General features: G+C 56.5%; 21 protein-coding genes. 7 read left to right on the top strand and 14 right to left on the bottom strand.

What is annotated here, in order from left to right; all coding sequences use genetic code 11:
• Positions 1-37: 37 nt before the first annotated feature.
• From DWX75_RS03400 to DWX75_RS03385, 4 genes are all read right to left on the bottom strand, one after another.
• Positions 38-1633, bottom strand: coding sequence for a TolC family protein (locus DWX75_RS03400; RefSeq protein WP_369974326.1), 1596 nt, complete (start codon positions 1631-1633; stop codon positions 38-40).
• A 78-nt stretch (positions 1634-1711) separates the two neighbouring features.
• Complete coding sequence (locus DWX75_RS03395; protein WP_118014933.1) at positions 1712-2998, bottom strand: MlaD family protein; 1287 nt, start codon at positions 2996-2998, stop codon at positions 1712-1714.
• Between the two features lie 20 nt (positions 2999-3018).
• Entirely contained in the window at positions 3019-3753 is a 735-nt protein-coding gene (locus DWX75_RS03390) for an ABC transporter ATP-binding protein (protein ID WP_118014932.1), read from the bottom strand.
• Positions 3754-3766: 13 nt separating this feature from the next.
• Complete coding sequence (locus DWX75_RS03385; protein WP_118014999.1) at positions 3767-4534, bottom strand: ABC transporter permease; 768 nt, start codon at positions 4532-4534, stop codon at positions 3767-3769.
• Between the two features lie 160 nt (positions 4535-4694).
• Between DWX75_RS03385 and rnhA the strand changes: the two genes are divergently transcribed.
• Complete coding sequence (gene rnhA / locus DWX75_RS03380) at positions 4695-5405, top strand: ribonuclease HI (protein ID WP_118014931.1); 711 nt, start codon at positions 4695-4697, stop codon at positions 5403-5405.
• A 12-nt stretch (positions 5406-5417) separates the two neighbouring features.
• Here rnhA and DWX75_RS03375 read toward each other — a convergent pair whose 3' ends face one another.
• From DWX75_RS03375 to DWX75_RS03365, 3 genes are all read right to left on the bottom strand, one after another.
• Positions 5418-5972 (bottom strand): UbiX family flavin prenyltransferase, encoded by a 555-nt coding sequence (locus tag DWX75_RS03375; RefSeq protein WP_118014930.1) that lies wholly within the window; start codon positions 5970-5972, stop codon positions 5418-5420.
• A 56-nt stretch (positions 5973-6028) separates the two neighbouring features.
• A complete protein-coding gene (gene serS, locus DWX75_RS03370) occupies positions 6029-7309 on the bottom strand; it encodes a serine--tRNA ligase (RefSeq protein ID WP_118014929.1) in 1281 nt (426 codons plus the stop codon).
• Between the two features lie 198 nt (positions 7310-7507).
• Entirely contained in the window at positions 7508-8233 is a 726-nt protein-coding gene (locus DWX75_RS03365) for an aspartate/glutamate racemase family protein (RefSeq protein ID WP_233519457.1), read from the bottom strand.
• 157 nt (positions 8234-8390) lie between these two features.
• Here DWX75_RS03365 and DWX75_RS03360 point away from each other — a divergent pair, with 157 nt between their 5' ends.
• Positions 8391-9344 (top strand): LysR family transcriptional regulator, encoded by a 954-nt coding sequence (locus DWX75_RS03360; protein WP_118014927.1) that lies wholly within the window; start codon positions 8391-8393, stop codon positions 9342-9344.
• A 95-nt stretch (positions 9345-9439) separates the two neighbouring features.
• On the opposite strand, the gene DWX75_RS03355 is transcribed toward DWX75_RS03360, so the two are convergent.
• Positions 9440-10426 carry a diaminopimelate dehydrogenase gene (locus DWX75_RS03355; RefSeq protein ID WP_118014926.1) on the bottom strand — a complete coding sequence of 329 codons (987 nt, stop codon included), beginning with the start codon at positions 10424-10426 and terminating at the stop codon, positions 9440-9442.
• 254 nt (positions 10427-10680) lie between these two features.
• Here DWX75_RS03355 and DWX75_RS03350 point away from each other — a divergent pair, with 254 nt between their 5' ends.
• The 4 genes from DWX75_RS03350 to DWX75_RS03335 are packed head-to-tail and all read left to right on the top strand — an operon-like array spanning position 10681 to position 14097.
• The gene (locus DWX75_RS03350; protein WP_118014925.1) at positions 10681-11184 is read left to right on the top strand and encodes a PTS glucose transporter subunit IIA; all 504 of its coding nucleotides are present in this window, start codon (positions 10681-10683) and stop codon (positions 11182-11184) included.
• A 2-nt stretch (positions 11185-11186) separates the two neighbouring features.
• Positions 11187-12038, top strand: a complete 852-nt coding sequence (locus tag DWX75_RS03345) for a PRD domain-containing protein (RefSeq protein ID WP_233519461.1) — start codon at positions 11187-11189, stop codon at positions 12036-12038.
• Between the two features lie 44 nt (positions 12039-12082).
• A complete protein-coding gene (locus tag DWX75_RS03340) occupies positions 12083-13465 on the top strand; it encodes a PTS transporter subunit EIIC (RefSeq protein ID WP_118014924.1) in 1383 nt (460 codons plus the stop codon).
• Complete coding sequence (locus tag DWX75_RS03335) at positions 13462-14097, top strand: HAD family phosphatase (protein WP_118014923.1); 636 nt, start codon at positions 13462-13464, stop codon at positions 14095-14097. The genes DWX75_RS03340 and DWX75_RS03335 overlap by 4 nt, the downstream gene beginning before the upstream one ends.
• Positions 14098-14182: 85 nt before the next feature.
• Here the strand turns inward: DWX75_RS03335 and DWX75_RS03330 are convergent, their stop codons facing one another.
• A complete protein-coding gene (locus DWX75_RS03330; RefSeq protein WP_118014922.1) occupies positions 14183-15226 on the bottom strand; it encodes a ribonucleotide-diphosphate reductase subunit beta in 1044 nt (347 codons plus the stop codon).
• A 74-nt stretch (positions 15227-15300) separates the two neighbouring features.
• Positions 15301-17568, bottom strand: a complete 2268-nt coding sequence (locus DWX75_RS03325) for a ribonucleoside-diphosphate reductase subunit alpha (protein ID WP_118014921.1) — start codon at positions 17566-17568, stop codon at positions 15301-15303.
• 241 nt (positions 17569-17809) lie between these two features.
• Between DWX75_RS03325 and DWX75_RS03320 the strand changes: the two genes are divergently transcribed.
• Positions 17810-18055 (top strand): DUF896 domain-containing protein, encoded by a 246-nt coding sequence (locus tag DWX75_RS03320; RefSeq protein ID WP_118014920.1) that lies wholly within the window; start codon positions 17810-17812, stop codon positions 18053-18055.
• A gap of 86 nt (positions 18056-18141) precedes the next feature.
• Here DWX75_RS03320 and DWX75_RS03315 read toward each other — a convergent pair whose 3' ends face one another.
• From DWX75_RS03315 to DWX75_RS03300, 4 genes are read right to left on the bottom strand one after another with little or no spacing between them, the layout of a single operon-like run.
• Positions 18142-19080, bottom strand: a complete 939-nt coding sequence (locus DWX75_RS03315; RefSeq protein WP_118014919.1) for an NAD-dependent epimerase/dehydratase family protein — start codon at positions 19078-19080, stop codon at positions 18142-18144.
• Between the two features lie 46 nt (positions 19081-19126).
• Positions 19127-19819, bottom strand: coding sequence for a response regulator transcription factor (locus DWX75_RS03310; protein WP_118014997.1), 693 nt, complete (start codon positions 19817-19819; stop codon positions 19127-19129).
• 6 nt (positions 19820-19825) lie between these two features.
• A complete protein-coding gene (locus DWX75_RS03305) occupies positions 19826-21325 on the bottom strand; it encodes a HAMP domain-containing sensor histidine kinase (protein ID WP_158558756.1) in 1500 nt (499 codons plus the stop codon).
• Between the two features lie 30 nt (positions 21326-21355).
• Positions 21356-22906, bottom strand: coding sequence for a glycosyltransferase family 39 protein (locus tag DWX75_RS03300; RefSeq protein ID WP_233519456.1), 1551 nt, complete (start codon positions 22904-22906; stop codon positions 21356-21358).
• Between the last annotated feature and the right edge of the window lie 58 nt (positions 22907-22964).

The raw sequence follows: 22964 nt of genomic DNA, 5'->3' as shown, positions 1-22964 counted from the left end.
TTAATATGGTCAATCGTTCCGCGATGAAACGAAGCGATCACTTGGCCATATCTGCAGCGACCGTTTCGCTGGAAACCGGCTCTGCCGAACTGCCGGCATTGTCAACAGCCTGCTGTACCGTCGTATCCGGTGCTGCTGCCTGTGCCTGTTCTGCCTGCTTCGCTTCTTCTGCTGCCTGTTTCGTCTGCTGCTCAAGCTGAGCCATCTCAAAGACGGCGTTCTCATTCAGCGCAGCATCCTTGCGTGCCTGCAGAGCCGCCTTGCCCGTCTCCTCGGCTGCCGTGTACTTCACGACATCGAGGTCAACCGGGATGCCCATGGCCTTGTCAAGGGATGCCTTGCTCGTGTTGTAGTTATAGAGGGCCGTGTAGTAATTCGTGCGGGCCGTCGTGAGTTTTTCCTCGGCATCCATGACGTCGAGGTTCGTGCCGACACCGGCGCTGTAGCGGACCTGCGCAATCTTGTAATCTTCCTCTGCCTGCGTGACAGCGACGGACGTCGTCTGAATGTTCTTCTCTGCAGCCTGCAGCCCCAGGTAAGCCGTGCGCACATCGAGGCGGATCTGGTCATCCGTCTGGGCCGAGGCCTCCTGTGCCTTCAGCAGGGCCATATTGGCCGAATTGACGCTGGCCTGAGTTATACCATTATCAAAGATATCCCACGAGGCATTGACTCCGGCCGACCAGCTGTCGCTGCTCGTGTGATCATTGTCAAATGGCTTCTCACCACCAATGGCTTTGCTGACAGCTGCGTTGACAGTTGGCTGGTATCCGGCCTTGGCCGTCTGCACAGCAGCCTCTGCCCTCTTTACCGCATAGCGCGCTGCCGCGCCGTCTGCGCGGTTCTGCAGGGCATAGGCCGTGCAGTCATCCTGGCTCAGATCGTACTTCGTGTACTTGAGCTGATCGCGGATATCGAGCACCGTATCCGTTGGCAGGCCGATGACGTTGTTGAGCGTCGAGACGGCAATGTCGTAATTGTTCTGCGCCGTCACGAGCGACTGCTGGGCATTGGCCAGCTGCACCTGCGAGGCCAGCACATCGGATTTCGCCACGGTGCCCACACGGTACTGCGCGTTGACATTGTCGAGGTGTTCCTGGAGCGTCATCACGGCATCCTGCTGGACATCGATGAGATTGCGGCACTGCAGGATCTGATAGTAATCTGACGTTGCCTGCAGGCGGATGGCCTGTTTCGTTTCCTCGAGCGTCAGGTCTGCCGCGTTGAGGCCGTAGCGGGCCTGATTGATCTGTCCTCTGACCGCTGCATTGTAAAGCGGCATTCCCACTTGTGCCGTGTTATTCCATGCATAATCATAGGCAGGGCCCAAGCCAGCTGCATGTGCAGTATGTGCACTATCCAGAGAATCACCACCGATGCGGTTTGCCGATGTCGTCCACGTCAGCGTCGGGCCCATCGTGCGGCGAGCCGACGAAAGGCTCCACTTTGCCGTATCGACATCCGTCAGCGCCTGGCGGATTGTGCGGTTGTTCTCCAGTGCCATCTGCACGCTGTCGTGCAGGTCGAGCTGCACCGTATCAGCGGCCATGACCGTACCCATGGCCATCATGGTCATGAGGCCGGTCGTGATGAGAGTCGTCAGTTTTTTATAGAAGCAGTTTTTTTTGTTCAAGGTCAATTCCTCCTCAAAGAAATGTAACATCTCTTTCTTAAAGCTTCATTTGAAGATGCAATCGAACAATCGTATCCATCAAAACGTCTGGCGAATCCCCAGATAAGCCGCCCGTTTGTCGCTGTCGTTGACATCATTCCACTGGCCCATGAGCCAGGTTCCTGCATCATTGAGCTCGTACTGAGCTCTGAGTCTCAGGGAAGGGTCGTTGAAATCATAGGTGTCCGCCGAGAATTGGAAGCGCTTGCCCATATAGGCGTCGACCCCCACCCCGGGATCACCGTTGATGACGCCGCCGCGCACGCCGAAATGCTCGCTCCTGCGGCCAACCTGCAGGTTCCCGTGATTGCCTTCCCCGATATCATCTACCCCGAGACTCAGGTAATTCCCTGTCTCCGGGCCAATTTCCACATTGAAGTTCGTCTGCCAGTCATCCTTTGCGCCGCTGTAAAGGACATCCGCAGCAGGCTTTACCTTGATGTTTTCGAGTTTGCCCATCATATCTCCTGCCTTATCGGACATCTTTCGCGCATTTTGGACCGTGGCCTTGAGATCCTCCGCCGTCTGCGGGTCACCAGCCACCGAATCGAGATTTTCCGCAATGTGCGCGATGCGGTCACTGGCGTCCTTGATGTTCGTGAGCGTCAGCCGCAGATTCTCAGCTGTCTGCGGATCTGCCCCGACAGAAGCCAGATTGGTCATCATGGCTTCGACCTGACGCATCGTGCGGTCCATGCTGGCCGTCGCCATATTGAGGTTCGTCAGCATCTGGCCGATATTGCCCTGATTATTCACCATGGTCTGCTCCATGGCGGCCACGAGGCCATCGAGATGCGCCGTCATCTCACGGATGTTCACGGCCATCTGCAGGAAATTCTGCTGGAAGTCCGGATTGCCCATGACCTGATTCATCGAATCGAGCAAAGCCTGCACCTGGTCAAGGACGCCGCCGGCCTTCTCCATCAGGGAATCCAGTCCCTCTTCCTCCTGGCCGATCAGGTAATCGCCGTCGCCGAGGTAGATTCCCTGGTCTTTGGCGGGCAGGATGTTGACGAATTTATCGCCCATGACGCCCGAGGAACCGACGGTTACCTGAGAGCCCTTCGGGATCTTGGCATTGCCCTGGATTTCCATCGTGACGGTAACGCCGCCGCCTTCATTGCGGATGCTCTTGACCTTGCCCACGGGCACGCCAGAGAGCCGTACAACGGACTGCGGCTCCACGCCGATGACCTGCTTGAAGCCGGCATAAAGCGTGTAGCCCTTCTCTCCCGAGAAGGAAACACCGCTCAAGAGCGCTGCCACCGCTGCAAAGAGCAGGATGCCAATCACCGTAAATGCACCGACCTTTGCCTCTGTCGTCATGAACTCTTATCCCCCTTTACTCACTTGACGGTGCGCAGCGTATGGAAGAACGCCTGCACCCGTGCATCCTGTATCTTCTTGAACCGCTCAACCGTGTCAACGGCGACCAGCTCTCCTTCATAAATCATGGCAATGCGGTCCGATATGCGGCAGGCACTGGCCATGTCGTGCGTGACCACGACACTCGTGACCGAGAGCGCCTGCTGCGTGTTCACGATAAGTTCATCGATCTTTTCGGTCATGAGCGGGTCAAGGCCGGAGCTCGGCTCATCGTAAAAGATGACGGATGGCTCAACCGCTATGGCGCGGGCCAGTCCCACGCGTTTCTTCATGCCGCCTGAAAGCTCATTCGGCATCATGTCCTCGACACCGTCCAGGCCGACGAGATGGAGCTTGTCCTTCACAATGGCCTGGATGTCCGCGTCGCTGAGCTTCGTGTGCTCGCGCAGGCCGAAGGCGACGTTTTCCCCGACGGTCATCGAATCGAACAGAGCCGAATACTGGAAGACCATGCCCATATGAAGGCGGACCTTGTTGAGTTCCTCCTCATCCATCGGCACGATATCCACGCCATTGACGAGGATCTTGCCGCTCGTCGGCTTGATGAGGCCGATGAGCAGCCGCAGCAGCGTGCTCTTGCCGGAGCCGGAGCCGCCGATGATGGCCAGCGTCTCCCCGTGCTCGATGGTCAGATTGATATGCTTCAGAGCGTCTTTGTCATCAAAACGCTTGCATACGTCAACGAGTTCAATCATAAGCTGCCCCCGATCAATACAGGAAGAATGTCAGCACGGCATTGAGGATGAAGATGACGATGATCGAGGAGACGACCGTCTTCGTCGTCGCCCGGCCCACACCTTCTGCCCCATCCGGGCAGTGCAGGCCATAGTAGCAGCCCAGCACGGCAATGACATTGCCGAAGAACACCGCTTTGATGACGCCGCCTGTCAGATCGAACAATTCCACGAAAACATGGATGGAATTCATGTAGGCATACGAGCTGATGCCCTCATAGTAGACGGCAATGAGCCAGCCGCCGAACACGCCGATGACATCGCCAAAGACGGTCAGGAGCGGCACGACAATCATGCAGGCCAGCATGCGCGGCACGAGCAGATAATCGATGGGGCTCACGGCCATGACACGCAGCGCATCAATCTGTTCCGTGACCTTCATCGTCGAGATTTCCGCCGTGATGGCGGCTCCCACACGGCCGGCGCAGACGACAGCCACGAGGACCGGGCCGAGCTCGCGGCCGATGGCGATGGATATGATGCCGCCCACCGTCCCCTGTGCGCCAAAGCGAATGAGGACATCGGCCGTCTGCAGCGTAAAGACGACACCCGTAAAGAGCAGCGTGAGGCTCACGATCAGCAGGGAATCCACGCCCAGATGCGACATCTGGTTCAGGATATGGCGCATGCGCGGCTTGTGGCGCAGCGCCCGCATCGTCTCGCCGTAAAGCATGACAATCGTGCCGATTTCCCCAAGCCTGCGAAGAACAAATGAGCCGATTGCCTCCAGTATCTTCAGCAGCATCTCCTGCCCCCTTTTCTCTTCTCTCCCATAATCATGATTTTAACAAGCAAAAAACAATTAGTAAAGATAAGTTTACTATTTTTAGACGGAAATTTCAACTTCTTTTCCATGCCGGAAAGCCTTATAATAGTAGAAAACACGGTAAAAGGAGAATCATATGACCAAAAAAGTATACGCCGTGCGCGTGGGCCGCACGACCGGTGTCTTCAACAGCTGGGCCGATTGCAAAAAGCAGGTGGACGGCTTCCCCGCCGCCCGCTACAAGAGCTTTACAGACCTCGCTGAAGCGCTGCGATGGCTGAACGGCAGCGATGCCCCGCGCCGCGCGCCGGCAGCCTCGGCAGGGACGGCCGCCAGAAAGAGGTGGAGCACGGATGTTCCGTCGTCAGCCAGCAAAGCAGGCGGGCGGCCGGACAGCGAGCAGGACTTCGTCATCTATACGGATGGCTCCTGCCTGCGCAACCCGGACGGTCCCGGCGGCTGGGCCGCTGTCATCCGCGACGTGCACACCGGGAAGATAACGGAACTCGCTGGCGGAGATCCACGCACGACCAACAACCGCATGGAACTTTCGGCAGCCATCGCCGCTCTCACCTTCCCTCAGAAGTCCGCAAAAATCGCCCTCTACACGGACAGCCAATACCTCAAGAACGGGTTTACGCGCCATTGGCTCACAGCCTGGAAAAAACGCGGCTGGAAGAAGGCCGATGGGCAGCCCGTCCTCAACCAGGATCTCTGGAAACAGCTCGACGCACTCTACGCCAGCCACGATGTGACCTTCCACTGGGTCAAGGGGCATGTCGGCGTCGAACTCAACGAGCGCTGCGACCAGCTTGCCAAGCGCGAAGCAATGCGCTTCGCGCGCTGAAATCTGCCGTCATCAGCCCTGCCAGCGCGCAAAGAGGTCTGTCTCTACCCCCAGCTGGTCGCATATCTTGCCGACGAGCATGTCGACGAGTTCCCCGATGCTCTGCGGGCGATGGTAGAAGCCCGGACAGGCTGGGATGATGCGCGCGCCGGCCTGCGCAAGCTTCAGGAGATTCTCGAGATGAATGGCATGCATCGGTGTTTCGCGCGGCACGAGCAGGAGCGGACGTCCTTCCTTGAGCGCGACGTCGGCCGCCCGGGTCAGCAGGTTGTCCGTAATGCCATGAGCCACACAGCCTGCCGTGTGCATGGAGCAAGGCAGGACGACCATGGCCTGCATGCGGAACGAGCCGCTGGCAATCGCGGCACCGACATCGTGATTGTCGTAAAGCACGTCAACCCGCCTGCTGAACGCGTCACGGCTCACCTGGCATTCATAGTCCAGGACCTGCCAGCCGCTGTCCGTCACAACAGCATGGATCTCATGCCCCGCTTCCCGGAGCACGTCAATGAGGCGCAGCGCATAGATGCTGCCGCTTGCCCCGGTGATGCCAACTACAATCTTCATGGAAATCCCCCTTAAAAAAAGCCTCCCCGCAAACGCTGGGAGGCTTTTCTATACCATTATTCCGGCTTTCTGATGACTTCTACACCGCCCATGTACGGTACAAGGACCTTCGGTACAACGACGGAGCCGTCCTCCTGCTGATAATTCTCCAGGATGGCAGCCACCGTGCGGCCAACGGCCAGGCCCGAGCCATTGAGCGTATGGACGAATTCCGGCTTGCTCTTGGCATCGCGGCGGAACTTGATGTTGGCGCGGCGTGCCTGATAATCCGTGCAGTTCGAACACGAGGAAATTTCACGGTACTTGTTCTGCGCCGGGAACCAGACCTCAAGGTCATACGTCGTCGCCGACGTGAAGCTCATATCGCCCGTGCAGAGCTTGACCACGTGGTACGGCAGCTCCAGGAGGCGCAGGACATCTTCTGCCGCATCGACCATCGTATCGAGTTCATGCCAGCTCGTTTCCGGCTTGACGAATTTGATAAGCTCGACCTTGTTGAACTGATGCTGGCGTATAAGACCGCGCGTATCACGGCCGGCGCTGCCCGCCTCCGCGCGGAAGCAGGCCGTGTAGCAGCTGTAGTACTCCGGCAGCTTATTGCCGTCGAGGATCTCGTCGCGATGATAATTCGTCGTCGGTACCTCAGCCGTCGGCACGAGGTAATAGTCAAGGCCTTCGAGCTTGAACATGTCATCAGCAAACTTCGGCAGCTGGCCCGTGCCCGTCATGCTGTCCTTGTTGGCGATGTACGGTGCGAGCATCTCCGTATAGCCGTGCTTATTGGCATGGAGATCCATCATGAAGTTGATGCAGGCGCGCTCGAGGCGGGCGCCGAGGCCCTTGTAGAACGTGAAGCGCGCGCCCGTGACCTTGGCGGCGCGGTCAGCGTCGAGGATGTCGAGCTCCGTGCCGAGATCCCAATGTGCCTTCGGCTCGAAATCGAACTTCGTCGGCTCGCCCCATTTGCGCACTTCCGGATTTTCCGTATCATCCTTGCCGATCGGCACATCCTCGCGCGGCATGTTCGGGATGTGAAGCATGATGTCGCGCAGCTGCGCCTCCACGCTCTTGAGCTCCTTGTCGAGCGCCGAAATCTTCTCGCCGACGGCGCGCATTTCGCGGATCTTGTCCTCAGCATCTTCCTTATTCTTCTTCATGACGCTGATTTCTTTCGATACCGCATTGCGCTGCCCCTTCAGAGCTTCCGATTCCTGCAGGAGCTCCCGGCGCTTCTTGTCAAGGCCCTCAAAGTCATCAAGGTTCAGGGGATTGCAACGATTCTTGAGCATCTGGCGAACCTCATCGAGATGTTCGCGGACAAATTTGATATCTAACAATTCACTCACACTCCATATTCCAGCGCAACGCGCAGATCCCCGCAAGGATCTTTGGTTCACAATTCTTCTAAAATATCATTATATCAGCTTTGTCATACCGTGACAACCGAGCTGCACGCCCCAATGCAGCCTCCATGCATAAAAAGAGCAGGGATGCCGAAAGCACTCCTGCCAATATGCGTATGGTAACATATGACCTTAATTCGCTGCGGCCGTGCGGACCGGCAGATGTGAGAGGACCTTGGCGCCTGCAGCTGCGACGGCGCATTCCGCCAGGACCTCCGTGGCGTCGATGAAATTCCCTTCGAGATGATACATCGAGACGGCCACCGGCACCTCCGTGCAGCCGAGCACGAAAGCCTCGCAGCCAGCGGCTGCCATGTCTGACAGAGCCTTGCGTACATCCGTCGTGTCAAAATCCGGATTCCCGGCTTTGACGCCGTCGTAGATCATGCGGTGAACGGCCTCCTCCTGTGCACCGGCCGGCTGGACGACTTCCACGCCGGCGCGTTCAAGTGCGCGCTGATAGATGCCGGAATGACAGGTCCCAGCCGAAGCCAGCAGGCCGACTTTACGATAGCCCTGCTCCGCGCAGAATCTGGCCGTCTCTTCAATCATGTTGATGACCGGCACCTTGAGATACGGCATCATGAGCGGCAGGAAGTAATGCGCCGTGTTGCAACCCATGATCAGGAAGTCTGCCCCCTGCTCCGCCAGACGATTGGCCGATTTCATCAGTTCCGGGACCGGGCTCTCACCTTTGCCCATGATGGCAGCCGTGCGGTCGGGGATGTTCGTGTTGTTGTCGACGAGAATGGGAATATGATCCTGATCCTCGCGCGCATCCGTCGCCAGGATGACCTTCTTCATGAGGTCTACCGTTGCCATGGGGCCCATACCGCCAATAATGCCAATCGTCTTCATGATGAACACTCCTTTATGCCTTCAGCCGGCTCCTGCAGCCGGCATCCCTTGCTCTGTTCTTGTTATCATCTTATCATTCTGATATTATATAAACAAATACATATAATAATATAATATCTATCGATTTATTTTATGGTATAAAGAAAGGAATATTCATATGCAGGGAATGGATTACGTCTACGCCGTCTGGCAGGAAAAGAGTTTTTCAGGTGCCGCGCGCAAGCTCTTCGTGTCGCAGCCGGCACTCTCCGCCTCCGTGCGCAAGGTCGAGAAAGAACTCGGGCTGCCCATCTTTGACCGCAGCACGAGCCCTCTGCAGCTGACCGACGCCGGGCGGGCCTATATCGAAGCAGCGGAGAGCATCTTCCGCATCAAGAAAGATCTCAAAAGCTACTGTGACGACCTCGCAGGACTTGAGAGCGGCACCCTTTCGCTCGGCGGCACGAATTTTTTCGCCTCCTGCTTCCTGCCGCCCATGATTGAGGCCTTCAGCAGCCGCCATCCGCATATCGCACTTGCCGTCACGGAATCCGACTCAGCTGACCTCTTCAACAAGCTCGCCACAGAGGAACTCGACATCATCGTCGACAGCGGCGTTTACGATGAATCGCTCTACGAGACCATTCCCTTTTACCAGGATCACCTGCTGCTGTCCGTGCCGGCCTTCCTGCCCATCAATCGGGAATTTTCCCCGTATCTGCTGACGCAGCAGGACATCATGCTCGGCCGCCACCTTCGTTCCGATGTACCGGCCGTACCGCTCGCAGCTTTCCAGGATACAGACTTCCTGATTCTCGGAAAAGGCAATGACATGTTCCGCCGTTCGCGCAGGCTGTTCCAGAACAACGGCATGACGCCGCACATCCGCCTCTACCTCAACCAGCTCATGACGGCTTATCACATGGCCCGGCAGGGACTCGGCGCCACCTTCCTGACGGATACGCTCGTGCGGCTTTCCGCGCCCAACGAAGCACTCGTCTACTACAAGCTCGATGACCCGAATGCCCAGCGTCAGATCTTCCTCGCCCTGCAGCGCAAGGGCTACCGCACCAAGGCCATGCAGGGCTTCATCCAGAGCAGCCTGAACCTCTATCGAGATGCATCCGCCTGACGCACTGCCGCCCGCGCAGGCTATGCAAAAACGCTGCTGCACCAGACAAGCGTCTGGCACAGCAGCGTTTTTTACAGATGATATCGGAAATGGAATCAAAGCAGATGCGCGAGCAGCTCCTCCCCGCTCTGCTCGCAAAGATAAGCGGGCGCGATGTCAAGCACCGTGCGGCAGCCCGTCTGACCTTCTTCGGCCAGGCGGTAAGCAGCCCGGGCATAGGCGACGAGGACGCTCGTCGTGAACTCCGGATTGGAGTCGAGCTTCAGCGAGAACTCGATGATGTGGTTATGCTCCTTCTCATGGCCCGTGTGTCCCGAACGGATGACGAAGCCGCCGTGTGCAAGGCCGCTGTGATTCTTCTTGAGCTCTTCCTCACTGATGAAATGTACCGTCGTGTCGTACTCATCAAAGTAGTTCGGCATCGTCTTGATGGCGTTTTCCACATAAGCTGCATCGGCACCCTCTTCGAGGACCACAAAGCATTCGCGCGTGTGCTTCTGACGCGTCGTGAGTTCCGGATTCGAGCCGGAGCGCACAGCCGCAAGAGCACTCTCAACGGGGACCGTGTACTGCTTGGCATCCTTGACGCCCTTGATGCGGCGGATGGCATCACTGTGCCCCTGGCTGACGCCTTTGCCCCAGAACGTATAATCCTTGCCATCCGGCAGAATCGCATTGCTGTAGACACGTGCCAGAGAGAACAGGCCCGGATCCCAGCCCACCGAGATGATCCCCAGATGGCCGCTTTCCTTGGCCGCCTTATCCACGTCAGCGAAATGCTCCGGGATGCGCGCATGCGTATCAAAGCTGTCAATGACATTGAAATACTTCACGTATTCCGGCGTCTGCTTCGGCAGATCCGTCGCACTGCCGCCGCAGAGAATCATGACGTCGATCTTGTCCTGCCAGGCTGCAACATCCTTGACGCTGACAACCGGTACATCCTGCGACCAGATCTTGACCGATGCCGGATCGCGGCGCGTAAAGACCGCCACAAGCTCCATATCCTCATGCTCCCGCACGGCGCACTCCACGCCGCGGCCCAGATTGCCATATCCCAGAATACCAATGCGAATACTCATGAAAAAGCCCTCCTATGCCGATTTATTATCACAATACCATTATACTATGCTAAAAACCTATAATCAATAATACAAAACTTATGTTTGTATTATCTGAAAATTTATTATTGACAAAACAGCTAAAAAATGATATCCTTGGCACAGATACAAGGAATGTTACTGCAAAGCAGGCATAACCGCGATCGAGACGGGCTTCGTCCGCCGATCTTGTTATGCCTGCTTTTTATTATGTCTGAAAACTGGAGGTACACATCATGAACTGGCACAATCTATTCAAGAAAAAGACTCCGGCCCTGCGGCCGCAAATCCTCAAGGACAATGTCCTTTACGTCCCCGCTCAAGGGACATACCTGCCACTCGATCAGGTATCCGACCCTGCCTTTGCCAGCAAGAGCATGGGCGATGGTTTTGCCATCATGCCGGAAGGCAAAATTCTCTATGCACCGGTCAGCGGCGAAGTGGCCGGAACATTCCCGACCGGACACGCCCTCACACTCAAGAGCGAGAACGGACTGGAAATCCTGATTCATGTCGGCATTGATACGGTCGAGCTCAACGGACGGGGCTTCGAGCCCATCGCACAGCAAGGCCAGCAAATTACAGCCGGTGATCCGCTCCTGCGCTTTGATCTGGCAGCCATCCGGAAAGCCGGTTACGATCCCACCATCATGGTCATCGTCATGAATCCCCGGGACGTTCACCTGACACCACTGGCAGAAGGCAGCGTCCAGGCGCTTGACGAGGCAATGCAGTTTTGATTATGGAAGGGAAGGATGCCATTGTGAAAATTGAACGAATCTACAACAACAATGTCATCTTGGCTCATGACGACAAGAACGAAGAAATCATCGCGATTGGACGGGGCCTGGCATTCGGTCGTCACGTCGGCGATACCATCGAAAAAGACCGCATTGAAAAGCTCTTCATCTTACGGGACAAATCCATCCAGTCCAAGCTGCAGACAATCCTCAACGATATCCCCTCCGTCTACCTGGAAATCGTGGAAGAACTCATACAAGACATTCATGCAACGTCAAATCTAAAGCTCAATGAAAGCATTTATCTGACGCTGACCGATCACATCAGCGTTTCCCTCGAACGGGAAAAGCAGGGCATCATCTGCCACAATCCTCTGCTGCCGGAAATCAAGCAATTCTACCCGCAGGAATATCGGCTGGCCCGTCTAGCGGTAGGTATCATTCGGCGTTATCTGCAGATGACGATATCCGAGGACGAAGTTGGTTTCATCACGCTCCACATCGTCAACGCCAGCGTCAATCAGCAAATGATGGTAACGGTAAAAGCAACGCGCATGGTCCGGGATATACTCGCCATCATCCGACAGTCCTTTCCGGATAAGGTCACGGCCAATCCGATGCTTTATCAGCGCCTGGTCCGTCATCTGCAAATTTTTACAAGGACCATACTTACAGTTGAAAAGGTGGAAGACAACAGCAACTATTTTTATAAGCTTGGCAAAGCACAATACAACGACGCCTATCGCTGCGTAAAAGCAATTAACCATTACGTAGAGGAAAAGACCGGCAAAACCATTACAGATGGTGAGCAAGGCTATCTCCTGCTCCATATCATCAATTTGATTTATTCCTGAAAGCAAAATCCCTGCATCATGTCACTCAAAAAGGAGGAAATTTCATGGATGCAAAAATGATTGATCAAATCGTCGATGCCGTCGGCGGAACCGACAATATCTGTTCCGTCGTCCACTGCGCTACCCGTCTGCGCTTCTCGCTGCGCGACGAAAAAAAAGCCGATGACGCCAAAGCACAAAGCATTCCTGGTGTCCTGTCCCTGGTAAAGAAAGGCGGTCAGTATCAGCTGGTCATCGGCAATGATGTGGATCTCGTTTACGATGCTCTGATTCAGAAATATCCGCAACTGCAAAAAGACCAGGCAGCAAAGCCAGCCACGCCTGCCAAGAAAAAAGGCATCGTCAATGCCGTCCTCGGCGCCATCACTGGTTCCATCGCCCCGGTCGTCCCCTTGCTGGCCGGCTGCGGCATGGGCAAGGTCCTGCTGCTCGTTCTCGTCATGAGCGGACTGCTCACCAAAACATCCTCTTCCTACATCCTGCTCAATATGATTTTCGATACAGGATTTTACTTCATGCCAGCTTTCATCGGGTTCTCCGCAGCCAAGATGTTTGGCTGCAATGCCTTCATGGGCGGCTTTATCGGCCTGGCCATGGTTCACCCGACCTGGACGGGGCTCGTGGCCAAGGGTAACCCCATTGATTTCTTAGGTGTACCTGTCCTACTGGCCAAATATTCTTCTACTTTAATCCCGGTCCTGTTATCCGTCTGGATCATGTCTTACATCGAAAAAGGCGTCAAGAAAATCGTACCGGGTATGGTTAAGGTCTTCCTCGAGCCCATGCTCATCGCCCTCATCAGCGTACCGCTGGCCCTCGTCTGCATTGGTCCGCTCGGCAATCTCCTCTCCCAGGCCATTGCCGATGGCAGCATGTTCATCTACGGAGCCCTTGGCGCTGTTGCACTGGCCATCCTGGCGGCTCTCTACCCCTGGCTCGTTTCCGTCGGACTGCACAAGGCCCTGAGTCCGATCAGCATTATGCTCGTTGCCCAGCAGGGTTTTGACCCCGTCATCCGCGTGGTCGCACTCTGTTCCAACATGTCTCAGGCGGCAGCCGCCCTGGCCGTTGCCTGGAAGACGAAGAACAAGACCCTGAAATCCCTGGCCTTCTCTTCCAGTATGACCGCTTATCTCGGCGGTATCACAGAGCCTGCCATGTACGGTGTCAACCTCAAGCTCAAACGTCCGATGTACGGCTGCATGATTGGCAGCGGCATCGCCGCACTCTTCGCCGGTTTTGTGAAGCTCAAGGCATTCATCTATGTCACGCCAGGGCTCCTGAGCATGGCTATGTGGATTGGTGAAGATGAAAACTTTATCCTGCAGGCGCTCATCACCCTCGTGATTGCCTCCGTCGCCACGTTCATTGCCACCATCATAATCGGCTTCGAAGATCCTGAAGAGAACGAGGAGGAACAGGCATGAAAGCATTCATATTCGATATGGACGGAGTCCTCATTGACAGCGAACCGCTGCACATTGAAGTAAAACTTGAGACATTCCGTCATTTCGGCATACCGTTCCCTCCGGAAAAACTGCCATCTTTTGCCGGCCGCACGAGCAAGGATCTCTTTACCAAGGCGTTGCTTGCGCATCCCCAGGAAGGACTCACTTGGCAGGAGCTCGCCTCCTTTAAGCACCAGCGCTATATCGACCGGCTTATACACGATCCTTCCATTCAGCCCATTGCCGGGGTAACTGCGCTTTTACGGTGCTTACGCGACAAGAAGTTCCGCATTGGACTGGCCTCCTCATCCGGCCGCAATATCATCGAGATGGTACTGAACCGCTTTGGCATCCGGTCCTACTTCGACACCATCGTCAGCGGTGCGGAACTGCCGCACAGCAAGCCATGTCCCGATATCTACCTGAAGGCTGCTGAAGGGCTGGGCATACCGCCATGTGACTGTACAGTCGTGGAAGATGCCACAGCCGGCATCGCTGCGGCCAAGGCTGCGGGTATGACCTGCATCGCCTTCCACAACCCTCATTCCGGCGAGCAGGACCTCAGTCAGGCTGACCGCATCGTCGAGCATTTCTCAGAGATTCTTGTTTAACTTCGCTCCCTGTCCCCTTCATATAGCAAAAAGCACGCCACACGGCGTGCTTTTTGCATGCATAATTGTGCAGGATATGAATCCATTATAAATCGTCGACGAGTGCCGTGCTCTTGGCGTACGCCGTGCTGCGGCCCTCGATGAAGTCCGTCTTGACGAAATTAGGGTCGGCGTACTGGCTGACCCAGCGCATGGAGGAAGGTTCCTGCTCATATCCCTCGTAAAGCGTGCCGAGGCCGATGCTCTTGGCGCGCAGGTTGCCGAGGTAGCGGACATAGTCCTCGATCATCCGGCAGCTGAGCCCTTCGACCTCGTCACCGATTGCGTACATACCCCAGGCGATTTCCTGGCGCACGCCCTCCCGGATCATCGCGCGCATCATTTCCTCATGTTCCGTCGAAAAGAGTTCGGGCTCCTCCTCACGCAGAGCCAGCAGGATATTGCGGAAAAGCCACAGATGCGTGTTTTCGTCGCGGTTGATGTAGCGGATCTCCTGTACGGACCCCGGCATGCGCCCCATGCGCCCGAGGTTGTAGAAAAACATGAAGCCCGAATAAAAGTAAATGCCCTCGAGGATGTAGTTTGCGACCAGCACGCGCAGGAAATTCCGGCGCGAACGGTCCTGCTGGAACTCATTGTAGAGATTGCCGATGAAGGTATTGCGCGTGAGCAGATGCTCGTCATCCTTCCACTGGAAAATAATGGCCCGGCGCTCATCGGGGCTGGCGATGGAATCGAGCATATAGCTGTAGCTCTGCGAATGGACGCATTCCTGGAAGGACTGGATGGAGAGACAGAGATTGACTTCATTCGCCGTGATATAAGCCGAGACATTCGGCAGGTTGGCACTCTGGACTGAATCGAGGAAGACGAGGAACGAAAGGATCTTGTCGTAAGCCCGGCGTTCTGCCGGCGGCAGCTGGCGGTAATCCTTGACATCCTGCCCGAGATTGATTTCCTCAGGAATCCAGAAATTGTTCATGGCCTGACGGTACCAGTCCGCCGTCCACGTATACCTGAGCTCATTGAAATCGTTCATATTCGTCGTGTTGCCGCCGATCAGCCGGCGGTGCGTCACGTCGATATCGCCGCCCGGATTGAACAACGGGCGTTTCTGCAATTCATCCATACTGCTTTTCCTTTCCTGACAGACACTGACAGATGCAAAATCGTGCTGCTTTTCCTGCAAGGCCCTGCATCGCGTTACGAAGAACAGCTCTCACAGGACTCCACCTCGAGGGCCTTGCTGCGCACATAATAAATGGTCTTGACGCCTTCCTCGAACGCCTCCAGGTAGAGGCGGAGGACCTGGCGGAAGGTATAGTCGTTCGTGATGTAGAGATTGACGCTCTGAGCCTGGTCGATATGGCGCTGGCGCACGCCTGCCGCCCGGATTGACCAATTCTGGTCAATGGTATGCGCGCTCTTGTAATACCAGTACGTCGCCTTGCCGAGATCCGGTGCGATGCGCGGCAGGATCGTGCCCTTCTTCTCCTCCAGGAAAAACCGGTGCATGATGGGGTCGATGCCTGCCGTCGTACCGACGAGAATGGAGGTCGAGCTCGTCGGTGCCACGGCCAGGAGATACGCATTGCGCATGCCCTGCGCGGCGACGCGATGCCTGAGCTCCTGCCAGCGCGGCGACGTGTAGCCCCGCTTCTCGAAATAGCGGCCCGTCTGCCAGTCACTGCCGGGAAACAGCCGGTAACTGCCCTTTTCCCTGGCGAGATCACTGCTGGCCTCAATCGCTGCAAAATTAATCTGCTCAAACACCTTGTCGACAAAATCGAGATGTTCCTGGCTCTCCCAGCGGATCCTGTGACGTGCCAGCATGTGATGATAGCCCGACACGCCCAGGCCGATGCTGCGGTATCTGGCATTCGTCAGAGCCGCGTACGGCAAAGGTGCCTCATTGAGGTCAATGACATTGTCGAGTGCCCGCACAGCCGTGCGCACAACGTTCTTCACGGCCTGCTCATCCGTAACATCGATGCGGCCAAGATTCAGGCTTGCGAGGTTGCAGACCACGAAATCACCGGGGCGCGTCGTGACCTGCACGACCGTATCGCCCTCTTCCGTCTTTATGTCGGTGCGGACCGTCTCCACCGGCGACATGTTCTGCGCGATTTCCGTGCAGAGATTCGAGCAGTAAATGATGCCTGCATGCGGATTTGGGTTCAGGCGGTTGACCGTATCGCGGTTAAACGCGAAGGGCGTTCCTGTCTCCACCGCTGAGCGCAGGATCAGGCGGATGATTTCCTTGATGGAAATCGTGCGCTTTGCAATGCGCGGCTCTTCCACGCAGGCCCGGTAACGCCGTTCCCACTCCTCACCCCAGGAATCCTCGAGCGCATAGCCCATGACCGTCTCGATCTCATGCGGATCCATGAGATGCCACGACGCATCGAGGTTCTCCCTGGCCGTGTGCCAGAACAGATCGGGGTAACAGACAGCCGGGAAGATATCGTGCGCCTTCATGCGGTCATCGCCGTTATTCGTGCGCAGCTGCAGGAATTCCGGCAGATCCTTGTGCCAGGCATCGAGATAGACGGCACAAGCGCCCTGACGCACGCCGAGCTGGTCGACAGCTACAGCCGTATCGTTGACGAGTTTGATCCAGCGGATGACGCCGCCTGCAGCTCCTTCAAAGCCGCGGATGGCCGAGCCTGTCGCCCGGACCTTGCCGAAGTAAAGCCCCATGCCGCCGCCCCACTTGCTGACCTTGGCAAACGAATCCAGACTGCGGTAAATCCCCTCAAGAGAATCCGGCACCGTATCGACAAAGCAGCTCGACAGCTGATGATACGGCTTGCGCGCATTGGCCAGGGTCGGCGTGGCCATCGTGACCTGTTGCAGGCTCAGCATGTCGTAAAAATCCCGGACCCACTCGAGCCGCACGGCCTTGTCCTCCTGCATGGCCAGATGCAGGGCAATGCCAAGATACATCTCCTGCGGTGACTCGAGCGCCGTGCCCTGATGGTCATGGATGACGTAACGCGAAAGCAGGAGATCGAGTCCCGCGTACGTGTAAAGCGCATTGCGCCCGGCATCGAGGAATTCCGCCGCCTGCTGCAGCTCCGCCTGCGTATAATGCTCCAGGATATAGCTGCCGTAAAGCCCCTCCGCTTCCAGATGGCAAAGCTTGCCGTAGAAATCCCGTATTCCCCGGCGCGCCTCTTCCTGCGAGAGCTTCCAGGCAGCCCCGTGTGCCAGCAGGCGCGCGGCAATGAAGTCCCAGCAGGGAGACTCCGGCCGCACCATCTCGACGGCTGCACGCACGAGCGCGCGCAACGCATCGTTCGCCGTCATCCGCGTTTTATGGAAGGATGCGAACTTCTCGAGAAAAGCCGGATACTCGGCAGCTGCCTCCGGAAAGTCCTGCTCAATCCCTGCCAGGCAGCCGACCATATCCGGGATGTGAAGTTCTTCCAGCAATCGCTGGAAAGCGGGTGTTGTGACGATACAATCCATGGTACTCTCCTAAACCAGATGTTGTGTTTATTGTTAAAATAATTATCTTTTAACACTATATATTGATTGCTACCCCAGTATAACAAAGCAAAGCCGCCTCTGTCAACGCACATCAGGAGAGGCCGGTCGTCATGAAAAAACGCTGCAAAAAATCGTTCCGGACGTTCAAGAAAGTCTTGCATTTCGCCGCGATTCTTTTATAATAAAGGAAACGCAAGAAGTGTAAGAAAGGATTATCGCAATGATCACGAAAGAACTCATCGCCCGCATCAACGAGCTTTCCCGCAAGCAGCGGTCCACGGGTCTGAATGACGCGGAACGGTCGGAACAGAAAATGCTGCGTGAGACGTATCTCGCCAGCATCCGCGAACAGGTTCAGAATATGCTGGGTCAGATTGAGATTGTCGATGCTCCGCTCGAAGAGCCGCCGGTCACGCACATCAACGAGATTGCGTTCTCCCTGCGCAGCAGCCATAAGCTTCACTGATTCAAGCCGGAAAAAGGTGCCATCGTTTCAAACCAGGCGAAACGATGGCACCTTTTTATTATTCCGTCAGATACGGTCAAGCTTTTTCATTCTGCATGCGCCTGCTGATGGCAGAAATATTCATACGTGCGGCGCAGGCCTTCCTGCAGTCCGACGCGCGGCTCCCAGCCAAGCGAACGGCGTGCACGGCCGTTTGCCAGCAGCGACTTGTAGATATCGCCGGGGCGTGCCGCCTGATACGTCGGGCAGATCGTTCTGCCTGCCACTTTGCCCAGGATCTCTACGAGCTCATTGAGGCTTGTCTCGCTCTGTGTCGAGAGGTTATACGTGTGGTTGACATGCTCGGTCGTAAGCGCGGCGTGGATTCCCGCCGCCACATCGCCGGCGTAGATGAAGTCGCGCGTCTGCTGACCATCGCCGTAAATCGTGAGGCCCTTGCCTTCTGCAAGGCGCTTGGCAAAGATGCTGATGACACCGCCTTCGCCGCCGTCACCCTGACGCTCCCCGTAGACGTTGGCAAAGCGCAGGACAACGTAGCCGAGCCCGAATGCCTGCTGGTAGAGATGCAGATAATGTTCCACCGTCACCTTGGACAAACCGTAAAAGGACATCGGTGCCAGCGGCTCCGACTCCACGATGGGCAGGCGGTCTTCCGCCACATCGCCGTAACTGGCCGCCGTCGATGCAAAGATCACACGCTGCACGCCATGGCGCCGAGCCTGCTCCAGGACATGGATGGAGCCGATGACATTCTCCTCTCCATCGAGCGAGGGATTCTCCATTGAGATATGGACAGTGGTCTGGCCAGCCAGATGAACGACGGCATCAAAATGACCGGCGTCAAAGACCGTCGCAAGTTCCGGGCTGTTGACATCCATCTCGATGACCTTCGTCGCCGCCGGCAGATTTGCAAGGAGGCCCGTGCTGAAATTATCGAGCACCGTCAACTGCTCACCGACCGCCTGCAGGGTCCTCACGAGATGAGAGCCGATGAAGCCCGCACCGCCTGTCACTAAGATATTCACAATAAAGCCCTCTTTTCTATCAATATATGTCTCTTCTTTTAATCTTTTAATCTTTATGAAAACGATATCCTGCCCCGCGCACCGTTTCGATATAGCAGGGACGAGCAGGATCCTCTTCAATCTTCTCTCGGATCCGGTTGATGTGGACGGCGACCGTGGCACTGTCGCCCAGCGCATCGACGCCCCAGATGCGTTCAAACAAATGCTCCCGCGAAAAAACGATGCCGGGATTTTCCATGAAGAACTGCAGGAGCTCGAATTCCCGATTCGTCAGATGGACCTCCTGCTGCCGGCAGAATACGCGGCGGGAACCGGGCTCCAGGACGAGGTCCCCGCATGTAAGCTGCTTCGTGTCATGCCGGCTGTGCCCCTTGAGCTGCTCGTAACGTGCGAGATGCGCCTTGGCCCTCGCCACGAGCTCGCCGGGGCTGAAGGGCTTCGTCATATAGTCGTCCGCGCCGAGCCCAAAGCCGCGGATCTTGTCGATATCCGTCTGGCGCGCCGAGACGATGATGACAGGGATGTCGAGCTTGGTGCGGATGCGGCGGCAAAGGTTGAAGCCGTCGATATGCGGCAGCATGAGATCCAGGATCACGAGATCAAAACCGCCGTTCAAGGCAGCATCCTGACCCTTGATGCCATCTTCCTCGATGATCACCTCAAAATCAGATGCCTCCAGATAGTCCCGTTCCAATTCCGCAATCTCGCGGTCGTCCTCCACGATCAGAATCTTTTTCATGTTCACTCACACCTTTCCCTCTTGCTGCCGTGCGCTCTTTGCTTTTTTCGGCAGCCAAATACAGATGCAGAGCCCCTGCGGCAGGGACGGGCACGCCCAGATGCGGCCGCCCATCGCTTCAACAATCCGTGCCGTAACGGCAAGCCCGAGCCCGCTGCCCTTGGCGACGCCTGCCCTGGCCTTATCCGTGCGGTAAAATGACTCAAAGATCCGGCCGAGGTCCTCCTTGGCGACGCCGCGTCCGCGATCCTCGCCCTCGAGAAGATAGCCGCCGTCCTTTGCCTGCAGACGCAGGATCAGGCTGCCAGCACTGTCACTTTTATATTTTATCGCATTGCTGAGCAGGTTGTCGAGGACACGTTGGAACTGGATGCGGTCAAGCCGCACGACAGCCGTGTCTGCCCCGAGTTCATTCTCGAACGTCAGTGAGAAATCCTGATCGCGCAGCGTCTCGGCCTGCAGTGAAACATACTGCCGCAAGAGCGGTACCAGCGCCGCATTTTCCCATTGGAACGCAGCCTTGCCGAGTTCCAGCTTTGAGAGCAGGAAGAGCTCATGCACCATATTCTCCATGCTCTGGCTCGTATGGTAAACGAGCTCGAGATAGTGCCTCTGCTTTTCCGGCGTATTGGCAATGCCGTCGAGGATACCGCCCGTATAGCCCTGGATCTTGGTCAGCGGTGTCGCCAGGTCGTGGGCGATGCCCGCAAAGAGCTCCTGCCGATTCTTCTCATACTGCTCGCGCAGCTTGCGGCCGGCCTGCAGCTGACGGCGCATCTCCTCAAAGACGACGGCCGTCTCGCCGAGCTCGTCGGTGCCATGACTCTGTATCGGCGTGTCGTAATCCCCCTGACCGATGCGACGGGCAGACCGCTGCAAATCCTCAAGCGGCTGGACGATATCACGTGACATCCGCCGAACGAGGAACGACCCGACAAAAATAATGATGCCCACGGCCAGCAGCAGGATGCCCCAGCCCAGGACCTGCCATACAAGCCCCATATGCGGCGGAAAATACCCCGCACCAATATGGAAGGGAACGGGTCCCATCGCCACGGCCACGGATTTCTTGTCCCCGGAAATGTAACGGTAGACCAGTCCTGCATCATCCCAGCGCATCACATTGCCATCGCCCGGTGCTGCCTGATACGATGCCGCGATCAGCTCCTGTGCGCTGCCAGGGTCCGTCTCATAGTCCAGTTCGCCATCGCGGATGACAGCGATACGGATGCCCAGGTCTTCCATGGACTGCATGTGGCGGTCAAGAATCTCATGCTCACCACCAGCCACATTGGAAAAAAGATGACTGACCCCCATGAGGACAGGGACCGTATCGCCTGCCTCCGGCCAGAGAATCTCGATTTCGCGCTCCCGGAAATTACCGGTCGCACGCAGCCCATGAAAGATGCAGCTGCCAATACCGACCAGCAGCATGACGGGGATGAGGACCATGATGGCATTATTGAATAGCAGCCGGTGGCGCACGGAGAGATCACGCAATCTCATACGATTCATCCTTTCAAAATACCTGATGCATCAGGAATCCTGCAGCTTGTTTGTCTGGGTTCCCAACAGATACTGTTCTAAGATTCCATAGGATATATCGTTTTTCCTGCCAGGCAGCTCGACATGTCCATCATACGATACATCGGGCTTCAGACGATAGACCACATAATCATAACTGCTGCCGACTTCCTGCCAGGCCCCCGGGACCTTCGTGCCAAGTTCCTTCGCATGTTCCCAGTCGGTCACGAGCAGCGTGTCCTTTTGCAGGTCCATATCCTCGACGGCTGCAAACGGCATGATGTTCGTCGCCGTCCAGCTCATCTTGTGCGGACGCACTTCCTCGATATCGGCCTCCGTCTGCATCAGGCGGGCCGGGCGCAAATCACTGTAGTACGCGATGGAAACCGGGTAGCGGATACCGTAAGTCACGACGACCGTGTCCGGCTGGCTCTGCTGCTGCAAGATTGCTGCGACGCCCTGTCCCGAATTCTTCTGCAGCGCAAACGGCAGGATGGTAAACACGGAAATGAGATAGATCACGCCCATGCCCTTGGCCAGGCGCCAGAACATCGTCTCATGTGCGAGGAAGTAGTGGCCCATGAGGATGGCCAGCGGCATCATATACGGGAACGTATACGTCATGTATTTCGACGCCATGCATTCAAATGCGACGAAGACAGCCAGTGCCCAGACCACGAGGAAGCGCTCGCGCTCGCCCGTCGGCAGATGCAGTTCCCGCTTGAACAGACGCTTGAAGAACGCCGGCAGTACGGCCAGCGACCACGGCAGGAAGCCCGCCAGGAACACCAGCAGATAATAATACCAGACGTTGTTGCGTGGATGCTCCGACACCGTCGCGCGCAGGACATTGTGCACGCCGAGGAAGGTATCGAGAAAATCACTGCCATGCAGCAGGTACATGGGCGCATACCAGAGACTGACGACGCCGAGGAAGAGCACGAAGCCGCCGAGCATGTGGATGTTCAGCAGCATCGGCAGGCAGCGCTGCCAGAGCAGGAACAGCAGGATGACGAGGCCCGGCAGCGCCAGGCCGATCGGGCCTTTGTCAAGAACGGCAATGCCTGCGGCCGCAAAGGCCAGATAATAATATTTTGCCTTGCCGCTTTCATAGCCGGCATAAAAGCTCATGAGCGTTGCGCTGACCGTCACCCAAAGCGTCATATCCGTGATGACCGCATGCCCAAGGTACCAGTATTCAACCGATGTCCCGAGCAGCACCGCCGACATCAGTCCGACGCGGCGGCTGTACAGCTTCGTCGCAAAGGCATACGTCATGATGAGGCCGATCACGGCAAAGACCGCCGGAAAGAAGCGGGCCGCAAAATCCGTCATGCCAAATACCTGGAAAGCTGCAATAAGCTGCAGATAGAACAAGATGGGTTTATCGTACCAGTAATTGCCAAAAATCCGCGGCGACAGATAATCACCGGCCTGGATCATCTCCTTGGCCGTTTCCACATAGTTGGACTCCACCGGGTCCGTTATTGGCAAGGCCCAGTTCCCCAGCATATAGAGCACGAGACCAAAAATCAGCAGCCCTGCAATATCATTTCTCTTCACGCCTGCTTCACCTCTCACTAAGCAATAATGTCTTAACTAAAGCAAAGTATAAAAGCTG

Origin of the sequence: Mitsuokella sp. AF21-1AC (genome assembly GCF_003458855.1) — a bacterium.
Taxonomy (GTDB): Bacteria; Bacillota; Negativicutes; order Selenomonadales; family Selenomonadaceae; genus Mitsuokella.
The sequence above is the reverse complement of the archived record's forward strand: the minus strand, read 5'-3'. Positions and strand labels throughout refer to the sequence as shown.

Bases quoted from the DNA above. Each gene is read 5' to 3' on its own strand.
- DWX75_RS03375 (WP_118014930.1), bottom strand. From the start codon at position 5,972: ATGAAGATTGTAGTTGGCATCACCGGGGCAAGCGGCAGCATCTATGCG.
- DWX75_RS03325 (WP_118014921.1), bottom strand. From the start codon at position 17,568: ATGGATTGTATCGTCACAACACCCGCTTTCCAGCGATTGCTGGAAGAA.
- DWX75_RS03360 (WP_118014927.1), top strand. From the start codon at position 8,391: ATGCAGGGAATGGATTACGTCTACGCCGTCTGGCAGGAAAAGAGTTTT.
- DWX75_RS03335 (WP_118014923.1), top strand. From the start codon at position 13,462: ATGAAAGCATTCATATTCGATATGGACGGAGTCCTCATTGACAGCGAA.
- DWX75_RS03320 (WP_118014920.1), top strand. From the start codon at position 17,810: ATGATCACGAAAGAACTCATCGCCCGCATCAACGAGCTTTCCCGCAAG.
- rnhA (WP_118014931.1), top strand. From the start codon at position 4,695: ATGACCAAAAAAGTATACGCCGTGCGCGTGGGCCGCACGACCGGTGTC.
- DWX75_RS03390 (WP_118014932.1), bottom strand. From the start codon at position 3,753: ATGATTGAACTCGTTGACGTATGCAAGCGTTTTGATGACAAAGACGCT.
- DWX75_RS03330 (WP_118014922.1), bottom strand. From the start codon at position 15,226: ATGGATGAATTGCAGAAACGCCCGTTGTTCAATCCGGGCGGCGATATC.
- DWX75_RS03340 (WP_118014924.1), top strand. From the start codon at position 12,083: ATGGATGCAAAAATGATTGATCAAATCGTCGATGCCGTCGGCGGAACC.
- DWX75_RS03350 (WP_118014925.1), top strand. From the start codon at position 10,681: ATGAACTGGCACAATCTATTCAAGAAAAAGACTCCGGCCCTGCGGCCG.
- DWX75_RS03365 (WP_233519457.1), bottom strand. From the start codon at position 8,233: ATGAAGACGATTGGCATTATTGGCGGTATGGGCCCCATGGCAACGGTA.
- DWX75_RS03345 (WP_233519461.1), top strand. From the start codon at position 11,187: ATGGAAGGGAAGGATGCCATTGTGAAAATTGAACGAATCTACAACAAC.
- DWX75_RS03310 (WP_118014997.1), bottom strand. From the start codon at position 19,819: ATGAAAAAGATTCTGATCGTGGAGGACGACCGCGAGATTGCGGAATTG.
- DWX75_RS03355 (WP_118014926.1), bottom strand. From the start codon at position 10,426: ATGAGTATTCGCATTGGTATTCTGGGATATGGCAATCTGGGCCGCGGC.
- DWX75_RS03395 (WP_118014933.1), bottom strand. From the start codon at position 2,998: ATGACGACAGAGGCAAAGGTCGGTGCATTTACGGTGATTGGCATCCTG.
- DWX75_RS03305 (WP_158558756.1), bottom strand. From the start codon at position 21,325: ATGAGATTGCGTGATCTCTCCGTGCGCCACCGGCTGCTATTCAATAAT.